The 12,878-nt window shown below is 66.6% G+C and carries 24 protein-coding genes and 1 pseudogene; all 25 read left to right on the forward strand.

Features of this window, described 5'->3' with window-relative positions:
* The first annotated feature begins 33 nt into the window (after positions 1-33).
* A complete protein-coding gene (rplB, locus tag ACFY4A_RS19920; RefSeq protein ID WP_390830700.1) occupies positions 34-870 on the forward strand; it encodes a 50S ribosomal protein L2 in 837 nt (278 codons plus the stop codon).
* Positions 871-882: 12 nt separating this feature from the next.
* Positions 883-1,164 (forward strand): 30S ribosomal protein S19, encoded by a 282-nt coding sequence (rpsS, locus tag ACFY4A_RS19925; protein ID WP_390830701.1) that lies wholly within the window; start codon positions 883-885, stop codon positions 1,162-1,164.
* 42 nt (positions 1,165-1,206) lie between these two features.
* A complete protein-coding gene (gene rplV, locus ACFY4A_RS19930; RefSeq protein ID WP_225077991.1) occupies positions 1,207-1,554 on the forward strand; it encodes a 50S ribosomal protein L22 in 348 nt (115 codons plus the stop codon).
* A complete protein-coding gene (rpsC, locus tag ACFY4A_RS19935) occupies positions 1,554-2,378 on the forward strand; it encodes a 30S ribosomal protein S3 (protein ID WP_390830702.1) in 825 nt (274 codons plus the stop codon). Before rplV ends, rpsC begins: the two co-directional genes overlap by 1 nt.
* Before the next feature lie 5 nt (positions 2,379-2,383).
* Positions 2,384-2,803, forward strand: a complete 420-nt coding sequence (gene rplP, locus ACFY4A_RS19940; RefSeq protein WP_009190136.1) for a 50S ribosomal protein L16 — start codon at positions 2,384-2,386, stop codon at positions 2,801-2,803.
* Complete coding sequence (gene rpmC / locus ACFY4A_RS19945; RefSeq protein WP_018564811.1) at positions 2,803-3,027, forward strand: 50S ribosomal protein L29; 225 nt, start codon at positions 2,803-2,805, stop codon at positions 3,025-3,027. Before rplP ends, rpmC begins: the two co-directional genes overlap by 1 nt.
* Positions 3,027-3,311, forward strand: coding sequence for a 30S ribosomal protein S17 (gene rpsQ / locus ACFY4A_RS19950; RefSeq protein WP_100569747.1), 285 nt, complete (start codon positions 3,027-3,029; stop codon positions 3,309-3,311). The genes rpmC and rpsQ overlap by 1 nt, the downstream gene beginning before the upstream one ends.
* Before the next feature lie 199 nt (positions 3,312-3,510).
* Positions 3,511-3,879: a 50S ribosomal protein L14 gene (rplN, locus tag ACFY4A_RS19955; RefSeq protein WP_003998823.1), complete on the forward strand. Its 369-nt coding sequence runs from the start codon at positions 3,511-3,513 to the stop codon at positions 3,877-3,879.
* A 2-nt stretch (positions 3,880-3,881) separates the two neighbouring features.
* A complete protein-coding gene (rplX, locus tag ACFY4A_RS19960) occupies positions 3,882-4,205 on the forward strand; it encodes a 50S ribosomal protein L24 (RefSeq protein WP_004984523.1) in 324 nt (107 codons plus the stop codon).
* Positions 4,205-4,762 carry a 50S ribosomal protein L5 gene (rplE, locus tag ACFY4A_RS19965; protein WP_019753095.1) on the forward strand — a complete coding sequence of 186 codons (558 nt, stop codon included), beginning with the start codon at positions 4,205-4,207 and terminating at the stop codon, positions 4,760-4,762. Before rplX ends, rplE begins: the two co-directional genes overlap by 1 nt.
* Before the next feature lie 5 nt (positions 4,763-4,767).
* The gene (locus tag ACFY4A_RS19970; RefSeq protein WP_003948630.1) at positions 4,768-4,953 is read left to right on the forward strand and encodes a type Z 30S ribosomal protein S14; all 186 of its coding nucleotides are present in this window, start codon (positions 4,768-4,770) and stop codon (positions 4,951-4,953) included.
* A gap of 212 nt (positions 4,954-5,165) precedes the next feature.
* Entirely contained in the window at positions 5,166-5,564 is a 399-nt protein-coding gene (gene rpsH, locus ACFY4A_RS19975; protein ID WP_014674378.1) for a 30S ribosomal protein S8, read from the forward strand.
* 24 nt (positions 5,565-5,588) lie between these two features.
* Positions 5,589-6,128: a 50S ribosomal protein L6 gene (gene rplF, locus ACFY4A_RS19980; protein WP_361422418.1), complete on the forward strand. Its 540-nt coding sequence runs from the start codon at positions 5,589-5,591 to the stop codon at positions 6,126-6,128.
* Between the two features lie 3 nt (positions 6,129-6,131).
* Positions 6,132-6,515 (forward strand): 50S ribosomal protein L18, encoded by a 384-nt coding sequence (gene rplR, locus ACFY4A_RS19985; protein WP_361422421.1) that lies wholly within the window; start codon positions 6,132-6,134, stop codon positions 6,513-6,515.
* Positions 6,516-6,555: 40 nt separating this feature from the next.
* Entirely contained in the window at positions 6,556-7,161 is a 606-nt protein-coding gene (gene rpsE, locus ACFY4A_RS19990) for a 30S ribosomal protein S5 (RefSeq protein ID WP_073725073.1), read from the forward strand.
* Positions 7,161-7,343, forward strand: a complete 183-nt coding sequence (gene rpmD, locus ACFY4A_RS19995) for a 50S ribosomal protein L30 (protein ID WP_009190145.1) — start codon at positions 7,161-7,163, stop codon at positions 7,341-7,343. The genes rpsE and rpmD overlap by 1 nt, the downstream gene beginning before the upstream one ends.
* Before the next feature lie 2 nt (positions 7,344-7,345).
* Positions 7,346-7,801, forward strand: a complete 456-nt coding sequence (gene rplO / locus ACFY4A_RS20000; RefSeq protein ID WP_390830703.1) for a 50S ribosomal protein L15 — start codon at positions 7,346-7,348, stop codon at positions 7,799-7,801.
* Positions 7,802-7,970: 169 nt separating this feature from the next.
* Positions 7,971-9,284: a preprotein translocase subunit SecY gene (secY, locus tag ACFY4A_RS20005; RefSeq protein WP_361422438.1), complete on the forward strand. Its 1,314-nt coding sequence runs from the start codon at positions 7,971-7,973 to the stop codon at positions 9,282-9,284.
* Positions 9,284-9,934, forward strand: coding sequence for an adenylate kinase (locus tag ACFY4A_RS20010; protein WP_390830704.1), 651 nt, complete (start codon positions 9,284-9,286; stop codon positions 9,932-9,934). The genes secY and ACFY4A_RS20010 overlap by 1 nt, the downstream gene beginning before the upstream one ends.
* Positions 9,935-10,130: 196 nt before the next feature.
* Positions 10,131-10,967, forward strand: coding sequence for a type I methionyl aminopeptidase (gene map, locus ACFY4A_RS20015; RefSeq protein WP_390830705.1), 837 nt, complete (start codon positions 10,131-10,133; stop codon positions 10,965-10,967).
* A gap of 192 nt (positions 10,968-11,159) precedes the next feature.
* Positions 11,160-11,381: a translation initiation factor IF-1 gene (infA, locus tag ACFY4A_RS20020; protein ID WP_004927214.1), complete on the forward strand. Its 222-nt coding sequence runs from the start codon at positions 11,160-11,162 to the stop codon at positions 11,379-11,381.
* A 66-nt stretch (positions 11,382-11,447) separates the two neighbouring features.
* Entirely contained in the window at positions 11,448-11,561 is a 114-nt protein-coding gene (gene rpmJ / locus ACFY4A_RS20025; RefSeq protein ID WP_003974245.1) for a 50S ribosomal protein L36, read from the forward strand.
* Positions 11,562-11,758: 197 nt separating this feature from the next.
* On the forward strand, positions 11,759-12,139 hold the full coding sequence (rpsM, locus tag ACFY4A_RS20030) for a 30S ribosomal protein S13 (RefSeq protein WP_225077987.1): 381 nt from the start codon (positions 11,759-11,761) through the stop codon (positions 12,137-12,139).
* Between the two features lie 69 nt (positions 12,140-12,208).
* Positions 12,209-12,613 carry a 30S ribosomal protein S11 gene (gene rpsK, locus ACFY4A_RS20035; RefSeq protein ID WP_003956432.1) on the forward strand — a complete coding sequence of 135 codons (405 nt, stop codon included), beginning with the start codon at positions 12,209-12,211 and terminating at the stop codon, positions 12,611-12,613.
* Positions 12,614-12,758: 145 nt separating this feature from the next.
* Positions 12,759-12,878 (forward strand): annotated as a pseudogene (locus ACFY4A_RS20040) (DNA-directed RNA polymerase subunit alpha); the annotation flags it as partial.

The raw sequence follows: 12,878 nt of genomic DNA on the forward strand, positions 1-12,878 counted from the left end.
CCGGATCGTCCGATATCGGACGAGGACTGAGAAATGGGAATCCGCAAGTACAAGCCGACTACGCCGGGCCGTCGTGGCGCCAGCGTCGCCGACTTCGTCGAGGTCACGCGGTCCACGCCGGAGAAGTCGCTGGTCCGTCCCCTGCACAGCAAGGGCGGCCGTAACAATTCCGGTCGTGTGACCGTTCGCCACCAGGGTGGCGGACACAAGCGCGCCTACCGTGTGATCGACTTCCGTCGTCACGACAAGGACGGCGTGCCGGCGAAGGTCGCGCACATCGAGTACGACCCCAACCGCACCGCGCGCATCGCACTGCTGCACTACGCCGACGGCGAGAAGCGCTACATCCTCGCGCCGCGCGGCCTGTCGCAGGGCGACCGCGTCGAGAACGGCCCCGCGGCCGACATCAAGCCGGGCAACAACCTGGCGCTGCGCAACATCCCGGTCGGTACCACGATCCACGCGATCGAGCTCCGTCCCGGTGGCGGCGCCAAGTTCGCCCGCTCCGCCGGTGCCTCCGTGCAGCTGCTCGCGAAGGAGGGCTCCATGGCCCACCTGCGCATGCCGTCCGGTGAGATCCGGCTGGTCGACGTCCGCTGCCGCGCCACCGTCGGTGAGGTCGGCAACGCCGAGCAGTCGAACATCAACTGGGGCAAGGCGGGCCGCAAGCGGTGGCTGGGCGTTCGCCCGACCGTCCGTGGTGTGGTCATGAACCCGGTCGACCACCCGCACGGTGGTGGTGAGGGCCGGACCTCCGGTGGCCGCCACCCGGTGTCCCCGTGGGGCAAGAAGGAAGGCCGTACTCGTTCGCCCAAGAAGGCGTCGAACAAGTACATCGTCCGCCGCCGCAAGACGAACAAGAAGCGCTAAGGACGGGTTGAGATGCCTCGTAGCCTGAAGAAGGGGCCCTTCGTCGACGACCACCTGATGAAGAAGGTGGACTCGCAGAACGAAGCCGGCACCAAGAACGTCATCAAGACCTGGTCCCGCCGCTCGATGATCGTCCCGGCCATGCTGGGCCACACGCTGGCGGTGCACAACGGCAAGACCCACATCCCGGTGTTCGTCACCGAGTCGATGGTCGGCCACAAGCTCGGCGAGTTCTCGCCGACGCGCACCTTCCGGGGTCACGTCAAGGAAGACCGGAAGTCGAAGCGCCGCTAAAGCGGATCGCATTCAGACACGTAAGTAACTGAAGGGACAACCATGGAAGCCAGGGCCCAGGCGCGGTACATCCGCGTCACGCCCATGAAGGCCCGCCGCGTGGTGGACCTCATCCGTGGCATGGACGCCACGGAGGCCCAGGCCGTCCTGCGATTCGCTCCGCAGGCTGCCTCGGTTCCGGTTGGCAAGGTGCTCGACAGCGCCATCGCCAACGCCGCGCACAACTACGACCACTCCGACGTCGACTCGCTGTTCATCTCCGAGGCGTACGTCGACGAGGGCCCGACCCTGAAGCGGTTCCGTCCGCGTGCCCAGGGCCGTGCCTACCGGATCCGCAAGCGGACCAGCCACATCACCGTGGTCGTCAGCAGCAAGGAAGGAACCCGGTAATGGGCCAGAAGGTAAACCCGCATGGGTTCCGGCTCGGTGTCACGACCGACTTCAAGTCGCGTTGGTACGCCGACAAGCTGTACAAGGACTACGTCAAGGAAGACGTCGCCATCCGTCGGATGATGACGTCCGGCATGGAGCGCGCCGGCATCTCCAAGGTCGAGATCGAGCGCACCCGTGACCGCGTCCGCGTGGACATCCACACCGCTCGCCCGGGCATCGTCATCGGCCGCCGCGGCGCCGAGGCCGACCGCATCCGCGGCGACCTGGAGAAGCTGACCGGCAAGCAGGTCCAGCTGAACATCCTCGAGGTCAAGAACCCCGAGACCGACGCTCAGCTGGTGGCCCAGGCCGTCGCCGAGCAGCTTTCCTCCCGCGTCTCCTTCCGCCGTGCCATGCGCAAGAGCATGCAGTCGGCGATGAAGGCCGGCGCCAAGGGCATCAAGATCCAGTGCGGTGGCCGCCTCGGCGGCGCCGAGATGTCCCGCTCGGAGTTCTACCGCGAGGGCCGTGTGCCCCTGCACACGCTCCGTGCGAACGTGGACTACGGCTTCTTCGAGGCCAAGACGACCTTCGGCCGCATCGGTGTGAAGGTCTGGATCTACAAGGGCGACGTCAAGAACATCGCCGAGGTCCGCGCCGAGAACGCCGCCGCCCGTGCGGGCAACCGCCCGGCCCGTGGTGGCGCCGACCGCCCGGCCCGTGGTGGCCGCGGTGGCGAGCGGCGCGGTCGCAAGCCGCAGCAGCAGGCTCCCGCCGCCGAGGCCCCCAAGGCCGACGCCGCCGCTGCCGCTCCGGCTGAGAGCACCGGAACGGAGGCCTGACCGAAATGCTGATCCCCCGTAGGGTCAAGCACCGCAAGCAGCACCACCCGAAGCGCAACGGTATGTCCAAGGGTGGAACGCAGGTTGCGTTCGGCGAGTACGGCATCCAGGCGCTGACCCCGGCCTACGTGACGAACCGCCAGATCGAGGCGGCTCGTATCGCGATGACCCGCCACATCAAGCGTGGCGGCAAGGTCTGGATCAACATCTACCCGGACCGTCCGCTGACCAAGAAGCCCGCCGAGACCCGCATGGGTTCCGGTAAGGGTTCGCCGGAGTGGTGGATCGCGAACGTCAAGCCCGGCCGGGTGATGTTCGAGCTGTCCTACCCGAACGAGAAGATCGCCCGTGAGGCGCTGACCCGTGCGGCCCACAAGCTGCCGATGAAGTGCCGGATCGTCAAGCGCGAGGCAGGTGAAGCGTGATGTCGGCCGGTACCAAGGCGTCCGAGCTGCGCGAGCTGGGCAACGAGGAGCTTCTGGGCAAGCTCCGCGAGGCCAAGGAAGAGCTGTTCAACCTCCGTTTCCAGGCGGCGACCGGGCAGCTCGAGAACCACGGCCGTCTCAAGGCGGTCCGCAAGGACATCGCGCGGATCTACACCCTGATGCGCGAGCGTGAGCTGGGCATCGAAACGGTGGAGAACGCCTGATGAGCGAGAAGAACGTGACTGAGAACGCAGAGGCGCGCGGCTTCCGCAAGACCCGTGAGGGTCTCGTCGTCAGCGACAAGATGGACAAGACCGTCGTCGTCGCCGTCGAGGACCGCGTCAAGCACGCGCTGTACGGCAAGGTCATCCGCCGTACCGAGAAGCTCAAGGCGCACGACGAGCAGAACGCCGCGGGTGTCGGCGACCGTGTCCTCCTGATGGAGACCCGGCCGCTGTCCGCGACGAAGCGCTGGCGCGTCGTCGAGATCCTCGAGAAGGCGAAGTAAGAAGCGGGGGCACCGCCCCCGCTGACCCCCGCTGGGGGCTCCGCCCCCGGGCCCCGGCCCGGACCCGGCGAAGTCCCCGGCGCGGGTTCCCGCCTCCCGAGGCACAAGTAATTTCCTGCGGGAGCTACCCGCAGGACGGTTCCGCCAGGCTCTCCGGGCAGGTCCCCGGAGGGAACCGGCAGACAATCAGGAGATAGACGTGATCCAGCAGGAGTCGCGACTGCGTGTCGCCGACAACACTGGTGCGAAGGAGATCCTTTGCATCCGTGTGCTCGGTGGCTCCGGTCGCCGCTACGCGGGCATCGGTGACGTCATCGTCGCCACCGTCAAGGACGCGATCCCCGGTGGCAACGTGAAGAAGGGTGACGTCGTCAAGGCGGTCATCGTTCGCACCGTCAAGGAGCGCCGCCGTCCGGACGGCTCGTACATCCGCTTCGACGAGAACGCCGCCGTCATCCTCAAGAACGACGGCGACCCTCGTGGCACCCGTATCTTCGGCCCGGTCGGCCGTGAGCTGCGCGAGAAGAAGTTCATGAAGATCATCTCCCTCGCGCCGGAGGTGCTGTGAGCATGAAGATCAAGAAGGGCGACCTGGTCCAGGTCATCACCGGCAAGGACAAGGGCAAGCAGGGCAAGGTCATTGCCGCTTACCCGCGCGAGGAGCGTGTCCTGGTCGAGGGTGTCAACCGGGTCAAGAAGCACACCAAGGCCGGTCCGACGGCCCGCGGTTCGCAGGCCGGCGGCATCGTCACCACCGAGGCGCCGATCCACGTCTCCAACGTCCAGCTGGTCGTGGAGAAGGACGGCAAGAAGGTCGTGACCCGCGTCGGTTACCGCTTCGACGACGAAGGCAACAAGATCCGCGTTGCCAAGCGGACGGGTGAGGACATCTGATGGCTACCACCACCACTCCGCGTCTGAAGCAGAAGTACCGCGAGGAGATCGCGGGCAAGCTGCGTGACGAGTTCAAGTACGAGAACGTCATGCAGGTCCCCGGCCTCGTCAAGATCGTGGTCAACATGGGTGTGGGCGACGCCGCCCGCGACTCCAAGCTGATCGAGGGCGCCATCCGCGACCTCACCACGATCACCGGTCAGAAGCCGGCCGTCACCAAGGCCCGCAAGTCCATCGCGCAGTTCAAGCTGCGTGAGGGCCAGCCGATCGGTGCCCACGTCACGCTCCGTGGCGACCGCATGTGGGAGTTCCTGGACCGCACCCTGTCGCTCGCGCTGCCGCGCATCCGCGACTTCCGCGGCCTGTCCCCCAAGCAGTTCGACGGCCGTGGCAACTACACCTTCGGTCTCACCGAGCAGGTCATGTTCCACGAGATCGACCAGGACAAGATCGACCGCGTCCGGGGTATGGACATCACCGTGGTCACCACGGCGACCAACGACGCTGAGGGCCGCGCGCTCCTTCGTCACCTCGGCTTCCCGTTCAAGGAGGCGTGAGCGAGATGGCGAAGAAGGCTCTGATCGCTAAGGCTGCTCGCAAGCCCAAGTTCGGTGTGCGCGGCTACACCCGCTGCCAGCGCTGTGGCCGTCCGCACTCCGTGTACCGCAAGTTCGGCCTGTGCCGTGTGTGCCTTCGTGAGATGGCTCACCGCGGCGAGCTGCCGGGCGTGACCAAGAGCTCCTGGTAACAGCCCACTTGGGTTGAAGCAGGACTCTCGGTAAGCAACTGGGGTCGGCAGGAGGCCCACCTCACATGCCTTAGGCTTGTGGGGTTGGGCGCCTGCCGCGCCCTTACGACTTACTACGCCGTAGGTCCACCGCGCCGCACCCGTCCCGTCTCGGATCGGGGAGAGGGATGGCGCACCAGGAAACCCCGGCGAGAGAGGCCGAAGGCCAATTCATGACCATGACTGATCCGATCGCAGACATGCTCACGCGTCTGCGGAACGCGAACTCGGCATACCACGACAGCGTGTCGATGCCGCACTCGAAGATCAAGTCGCACATCGCGGAGATCCTCCAGCAGGAGGGCTTCATCACGGGCTGGAAGGTCGAGGACGCCGAGGTCGGCAAGAACCTCGTCCTGGAGCTGAAGTTCGGCCCCAACCGTGAGCGCTCCATCGCGGGCATCAAGCGGATCTCCAAGCCCGGTCTCCGGGTGTACGCGAAGTCCACCAACCTGCCGAAGGTGCTCGGCGGCCTCGGCGTGGCGATCATCTCCACGTCCCACGGGCTCCTCACCGACAAGCAGGCCGGCAAGAAGGGCGTGGGTGGGGAAGTCCTCGCCTACGTCTGGTAGCGGAAGGGAACGGAGGAAACAGCTATGTCGCGCATCGGCAAGCTCCCCATCGCGGTTCCCGCCGGCGTGGACGTCACCATCGACGGCCGTACGGTCTCGGTCAAGGGCCCCAAGGGCTCGCTGACCCACACCGTCGTGGCGCCGATCGACATCGCCAAGGGCGAGGACGGCACCCTGCAGGTGACCCGCCCCAACGACGAGCGTCAGAACAAGGCCCTGCACGGCCTGTCCCGCACGCTGGTGGCGAACATGATCACCGGCGTGACCCAGGGTTACGTGAAGAAGCTCGAGATCAGCGGTGTCGGTTACCGCGTGACGGCCAAGGGTCCGAACCTGGAGTTCGCGCTCGGCTACAGCCACCCGATCACCATCGAGGCGCCCGAGGGCATCACCTTCAAGGTGGAGGCCCCGACCCGCTTCTCGGTCGAGGGCATCGACAAGCAGAAGGTCGGCGAGGTTGCGGCCAACATCCGCAAGCTGCGCAAGCCCGACCCGTACAAGGCCAAGGGCGTCAAGTACGAGGGCGAAGTCATCCGCCGCAAGGTCGGAAAGGCGGGTAAGTAAGCCATGGCATACGGGCAGAAGATCCTCAAGGGCGACGCCTACAAGCGCGCCGCGATCAAGCGCCGCCACATCCGGATCCGCAAGCGGATCTCCGGTACGGCGGAGCGTCCCCGTCTGGTCGTGACCCGCTCGAACCGCCACATCGTGGCGCAGGTGATCGACGACCTGAAGGGCCACACCCTGGCATCGGCGTCCACGCTGGACAACTCGATCCGCGGTGGCGAGAGCGACAAGTCGGCGCAGGCCAAGCAGGTCGGCGCCCTGGTCGCCGAGCGCGCCAAGGCCGCCGGTGTCGAGGCCGTCGTGTTCGACCGTGGTGGCAACCAGTACGCCGGGCGCATCGCCGCCCTGGCGGACGCCGCCCGCGAAGCCGGCCTGAAGTTCTGAGCCGGTTCCGAGCTAGCGGAAACAGAGAGAGGTAATTCCAATGGCTGGACCCCAGCGCCGCGGTGGCGGTGCCGGTGGCGGCGAGCGGCGGGACCGGAAGGGCCGTGACGGCGGCGCAGCTGCCGCCGAGAAGACCGCGTACGTTGAGCGCGTCGTCGCGATCAACCGCGTCGCCAAGGTTGTGAAGGGTGGTCGTCGCTTCAGCTTCACCGCGCTGGTCGTGGTGGGCGACGGTGACGGCACCGTGGGTGTCGGATACGGCAAGGCCAAGGAGGTGCCGGCCGCCATCGCCAAGGGCGTTGAGGAGGCCAAGAAGCACTTCTTCAAGGTTCCCCGGATCCAGGGCACCATCCCGCACCCGATCCAGGGTGAGAAGGCTGCCGGCGTCGTGCTGCTCAAGCCCGCGTCCCCCGGTACCGGTGTTATCGCCGGTGGCCCGGTGCGCGCCGTGCTCGAGTGCGCCGGTATCCACGACATCCTGTCGAAGTCGCTCGGCTCCGACAACCAGATCAACATCGTGCACGCGACGGTGGAGGCCCTCAAGGGCCTGCAGCGTCCCGAGGAGGTCGCGGCCCGCCGTGGTCTGCCGCTCGAGGACGTCGCTCCCGCGGCTCTGCTGCGTGCGCGTGCAGGGGCGGGTGCGTGATGGCACAGCTCAAGATCACGCAGACGAAGTCCTACATCGGCAGCAAGCAGAACCACCGTGACACCCTGCGTTCGCTCGGGCTGAAGAGGCTCGGCGACGTGGTCGTCAAGGAGGACCGCCCCGAGTTCCGCGGCATGGTGCACACCGTCCGCCACCTCGTGACGGTCGAGGAGGTCGACTGATCATGGCGGAGCAGAACCCGCTGAAGATCCACAACCTCCGTCCCGCCCCGGGCGCCAAGACCGCCAAGACCCGTGTCGGTCGTGGTGAGGCGTCCAAGGGTAAGACGGCCGGTCGTGGTACCAAGGGCACCAAGGCCCGCTACCAGGTTCCGGAGAGCTTCGAGGGCGGCCAGATGCCGCTGCACATGCGCCTCCCGAAGCTGAAGGGCTTCAAGAACCCGTTCAAGACCGAGTACCAGGTCGTGAACCTCGACAGGCTGGCCGCGCTCTACCCCGAGGGCGGCGAGGTCACGGTCGAGGACCTGGTGGCCAAGGGTGCCGTTCGCAAGAACAGCCTCGTCAAGGTCCTGGGCCAGGGCGAGGTCTCCGTGGCGCTGCAGGTGACGGTGGACGCCGTCTCCGGCTCCGCCAAGGAGAAGATCACCGCCGCCGGCGGTTCTGTCACCGAGCTCGTCTGAGCCCGATGACGTAAAGCGGTCCCGACCGGGGGTACCTCACAATGAGGTATCCCCGGTTGGTCGTTCTCAGGGAGGCAGTGTCGCCGGTAAGGTGGCCTGCACCGTTCCTTATTGTCGAACCTCAAGACCGTCACCCTGACGCACTTGCGCGGGGGTCGCAGGAGGCACCGTGCTCACCGGCTTCGCCCGGGCGTTCAGGACGCCCGACCTGCGCAAGAAGCTGCTCTTCACGCTCGGCATCATCGTGGTGTACCGCGTCGGTACCCACATTCCGATCCCGGGTGTCAACTACAAGGCCGTTCAGCAGTGTGTCAGCGAGGCCTCGGGCAACCAGGGCCTCTTCGGCCTGGTGAACATGTTCAGCGGCGGTGCGCTGCTGCAGATCACGATCTTCGCTCTGGGCATCATGCCGTACATCACGGCGAGCATCATCCTTCAGCTGCTGACCGTGGTGATCCCGCGGTTGGAGGCCCTCAAGAAGGAGGGCCAGTCCGGCACCGCGAAGATCACCCAGTACACCCGTTACCTGACGGTGGCGCTCGCCATCCTCCAGGGCACCGGCCTGGTCGCCACCGCCCGCAGCGGCGCCCTGTTCTCCGGGTGCTCGCAGGCCGGGAACATCGTCCCGAACCAGGCGATCTTCAACACGATCGTCATGGTGATCGTCATGACCGCCGGTACGGCCACGGTCATGTGGCTCGGTGAGCTCATCACCGACCGCGGTATCGGCAACGGCATGTCGATCCTGATGTTCATCTCGATCGCCGCCACCTTCCCGTCCGCGCTGTGGGCCATCAAGAAGCAGGGCAAGCTCGCCGAGGGCTGGATCGAATTCGGCACCGTCATCCTCGTCGGCCTGGTCATGGTCGGCCTGGTCGTCTTCGTCGAACAGGCCCAGCGCCGCATTCCGGTGCAGTACGCCAAGCGCATGATCGGCCGCCGTTCCTACGGCGGTACGTCGACGTACATCCCGCTGAAGGTCAACCAGGCGGGTGTGATCCCCGTCATCTTCGCTTCTTCGCTGCTCTACATTCCGGCACTGATCGCCCAGTTCTCCGGGGGCAACTCCGGATGGAAGACCTGGGTCCAGCAGAACCTGACCAAGGGCGATCACCCGATCTACATCACCCTGTACTTCCTGCTGATCGTGTTCTTCGCGTTCTTCTATGTGGCGATCTCCTTCAACCCCGAGGAAGTCGCCGACAACATGAAGAAGTATGGTGGCTTCATCCCGGGCATCCGGGCTGGCCGACCGACCGCTGAGTACCTTTCGTACGTGCTCAACCGGATCACCTGGCCGGGTTCGCTGTATCTGGGCCTGATCGCTCTCGTACCGACAATGGCGTTGGTCGGCTTCGGGGCGAACCAGAACTTCCCCTTCGGCGGGACCAGCATCCTGATCATCGTGGGTGTCGGACTCGAGACGGTGAAGCAGATCGAGAGCCAGCTCCAGCAGCGCAATTATGAAGGGTTCCTCCGCTGATGCGAATCGTCCTCGTCGGACCGCCGGGTGCCGGCAAAGGAACACAGGCCACGCGCCTGGCCGAGAAGCTGCGCATTCCGCACATCTCCACGGGTGACCTGTTCCGCGCCAACATCAGCCGGCAGACGGAGCTCGGCAAGCTCGCGAAGTCCTACATGGACGCCGGAAACCTGGTGCCCGACGAGGTCACCATCGCCATGGCCAAGGACCGCATGGAGCAGCCCGACGCCGAGGGCGGTTTCCTGCTGGACGGTTTCCCGCGCAATGTGTCGCAGGCCGAGGCGCTGGACAAGCTGCTCCAGGGCGAGGGCATGAAGCTGGACGCGGTCCTCGACCTCGAGGTCCCCGAGGACGAGGTCGTCAAGCGCATCGCGGGTCGCCGCACCTGCCGCAACGACTCGGCGCACGTGTTCCACGTGACGTACAGCCCGCCGAAGAAGGAAGGCGTCTGCGACGTCTGCGGCGGTGAGCTGTACCAGCGGGACGACGACTCCGAGGAGACCGTGCGCAAGCGGCTGGAGGTCTACCACACGCAGACCGAGCCGATCATCGATTTCTATCGGGCGCAGGGCCTGGTCGTGACGATCTCCTCGCTCGGTCCGGTGGACGAGATCACGCGGCGCGCGCTGGAGGCGCTGAAGCGCGACTGACCGCGCTGCTCGGCCGCGGTTCCCCATGGGGGCCGCGGCCGACGTGTGCACGGCGCCGGCGCGGCCGTCCCCGGACCCCCGCATCGGCCTGAACGGCCTCGTCCTCGTTCTCGAACGCCGGACGGGCGGGGTTTCCCTTCCCCGTATTGTTGTGGGTGTCCGTCTTCTTTCCGGTCCGAGAAAGGCCGTAGTCCCCATGGTGCAGATCAAGTCCCCCGAGCAGATCGCCAAGATGCGTGAGGCGGGGCTGGTCGTCGCCGCCATCCACGCGGCCACCCGGGAGGCGGCCGTGCCAGGGGCGACCACCAAGGACCTGGATCAGGTGGCCCGCAAGGTGCTCGCCGAGCACAACGCCAAGCCGAACTTCCTCGGCTACGGGGGCTTCCCGGCGACGATCTGCACCTCCGTGAACGAGGTCGTCGTCCACGGCATCCCCTCCGACGACGTCGTCCTCAAGGACGGGGACGTCATCTCCATCGACTGCGGCGCGATCGTCGATGGCTGGCACGGCGACGCGGCCTTCACCGCGTTCGTCGGCTCCGGTCACTCCCCGGAGCTGATCGAGCTCTCCCGGGTGACCGAGGAGTCGATGTGGGCCGGCATCGCCGCCATGAAGCAGGGCAACCGGCTGGTCGACATCTCCCGGGCCGTCGAGACGTACATCCGCCGCCAGCCGAAGCCGGGCGGCGGCCGCTACGGGATCATCGAGGACTACGGCGGCCACGGCATCGGCACCGAGATGCACATGGACCCGCACCTGCTCAACTACGTCGACCGGCGGCGGGGCAAGGGCCCGAAGCTGGTCCCCGGCTTCTGCCTGGCCATCGAGCCCATGGTCTCCCTGGGCACCCCGAAGACCCACGTCCTCGAGGACGACTGGACGGTCATCACCACGGACGGCACCTGGTCGTCCCACTGGGAGCACTCGGTGGCTCTGACCGAGCAGGGCCCCCTGGTCCTGACGGCCCCGGACGGCGGCAAGGCGAAGCTTGCCGAGTACGGCATCACGGCCGCGCCGGACCCGCTGGCCTGACAGGGCCCCGCCCGCCGACGGCCGCCGGTCCGGGTCGGCCCCGGCCGCATGATGATCTCGGAGCTGGGGCAGACTCTCTCGATTCGTCTTTCGCAGAGTGCTGACGTAGACTGACTCGTCGGCTCTCATGTATTCGCATGTCCGCATGCGGGACATGGAGTCGATCAAGGTAGTCGATTCGAAGGGCGAAGCGTGGCCAAGAAGCAAGGTGCCATCGAGATCGAGGGCACTGTCGTCGAGTCTCTGCCGAACGCCATGTTCAGGGTCGAGCTCCAGAACGGCCACCAGGTCCTGGCACACATCAGCGGCAAGATGCGCATGCACTACATCCGCATCCTCCCTGACGACCGGGTCGTGGTGGAGCTGTCTCCGTACGACCTCACGCGCGGCCGGATCGTCTACCGGTACAAGTAGATCTTGCCCAGGCCCCGCGTTCCACCGAGGGGCCGCCGGCAACTGACCCGGAGAACCTCACATCCCATGAAGGTCAAGCCGAGCGTCAAGAAGATCTGCGACAAGTGCAGGGTGATCCGCCGTCACGGCCGGGTCATGGTCATCTGCGACAACCCGCGCCACAAGCAGCGCCAGGGCTGACGCACGACCGACCGCACCCTCTGCACCCCTCATCGCAGAGATTCGCGCGACGCGAGCTGAATATGTTCATACGCAGGACCCGAGCCCGACGCGGCTCGACACCCCCGGTTCGGAGGCCGGGGACCCGGTTCGTACCTGGTACGGCGGCCGGGAGTCGGTCCTGCGGAAGACCTCCGAAGATCAACTGGAGCCATTGAATGGCACGCGTTTCCGGTGTTGACATCCCGCGCGAAAAGCGCGTGGAGGTCGCCCTCACCTACGTGTTCGGCATCGGCCGGACCCTGTCCCAGCAGACGCTGGCCGCCACCGACATCGACCCGAACACCCGCGTCCGCGACCTCTCCGAGGAGCAGCTCGTCGCGATCCGCGAGTACGTCGACAACAACATCAAGACCGAGGGTGACCTCCGTCGCGAGATCCAGGCCGACATCCGCCGCAAGGTCGAGATCGGCTGCTACCAGGGTCTGCGTCACCGCCGCGGTCTGCCCGTCCGCGGTCAGCGCACCAGCACCAACGCCCGCACCCGCAAGGGCCCGCGTCGCGCCATCGCCGGCAAGAAGAAGCCGGGCAAGAAGTAGTCCGCAGCGACACTCGCCGTCCAGCGGTCTTCGCTGTAGGACCGACCACCTCCCGTAGGAGTTTTCGACATGCCCCCCAAGGGACGTCAGGGCGCTGCCAAGAAGGTGCGCCGCAAGGAAAAGAAGAACGTCGCTCACGGCCACGCGCACATCAAGAGCACGTTCAACAACACCATCGTTTCGATCACCGACCCGTCCGGCAACGTGATCTCCTGGGCCTCCGCCGGCCACGTCGGCTTCAAGGGCTCCCGGAAGTCCACGCCGTTCGCCGCGCAGATGGCCGCCGAGTCGGCCGCCCGCCGCGCCCAGGAGCACGGCATGCGCAAGGTCGACGTGTTCGTCAAGGGTCCGGGCTCCGGCCGTGAGACCGCGATCCGCTCCCTGCAGGCCACCGGTCTCGAGGTCGGCTCCATCCAGGACGTCACCCCGACCCCGCACAACGGCTGCCGCCCGCCGAAGCGCCGCCGCGTCTGACGTACGGCCGCTTCGCGCAGCTTTCCGGGCGGTACGGCCCTTTCCGGTCGTACCGCCCGTACCCTTGCAGTACCCGCACCTTTCCGGTGCGGCCTGGTCGGGCGTCATATAGCGGGCGCCCACGACTGAAGGATCTGATCCACTCATGCTGATCGCTCAGCGCCCCTCGTTGACCGAAGAGGTCGTCGACGAGTTCCGCTCCCGGTTCGTGATCGAGCCGCTGGAGCCGGGCTTCGGCTACACCCTCGGCAACTCCCTCCGCCGC

The sequence above is a fragment of the Streptomyces sp. NPDC001292 genome (genome assembly GCF_042896465.1).
GTDB lineage: Bacteria > Actinomycetota > Actinomycetes > Streptomycetales > Streptomycetaceae > Streptomyces.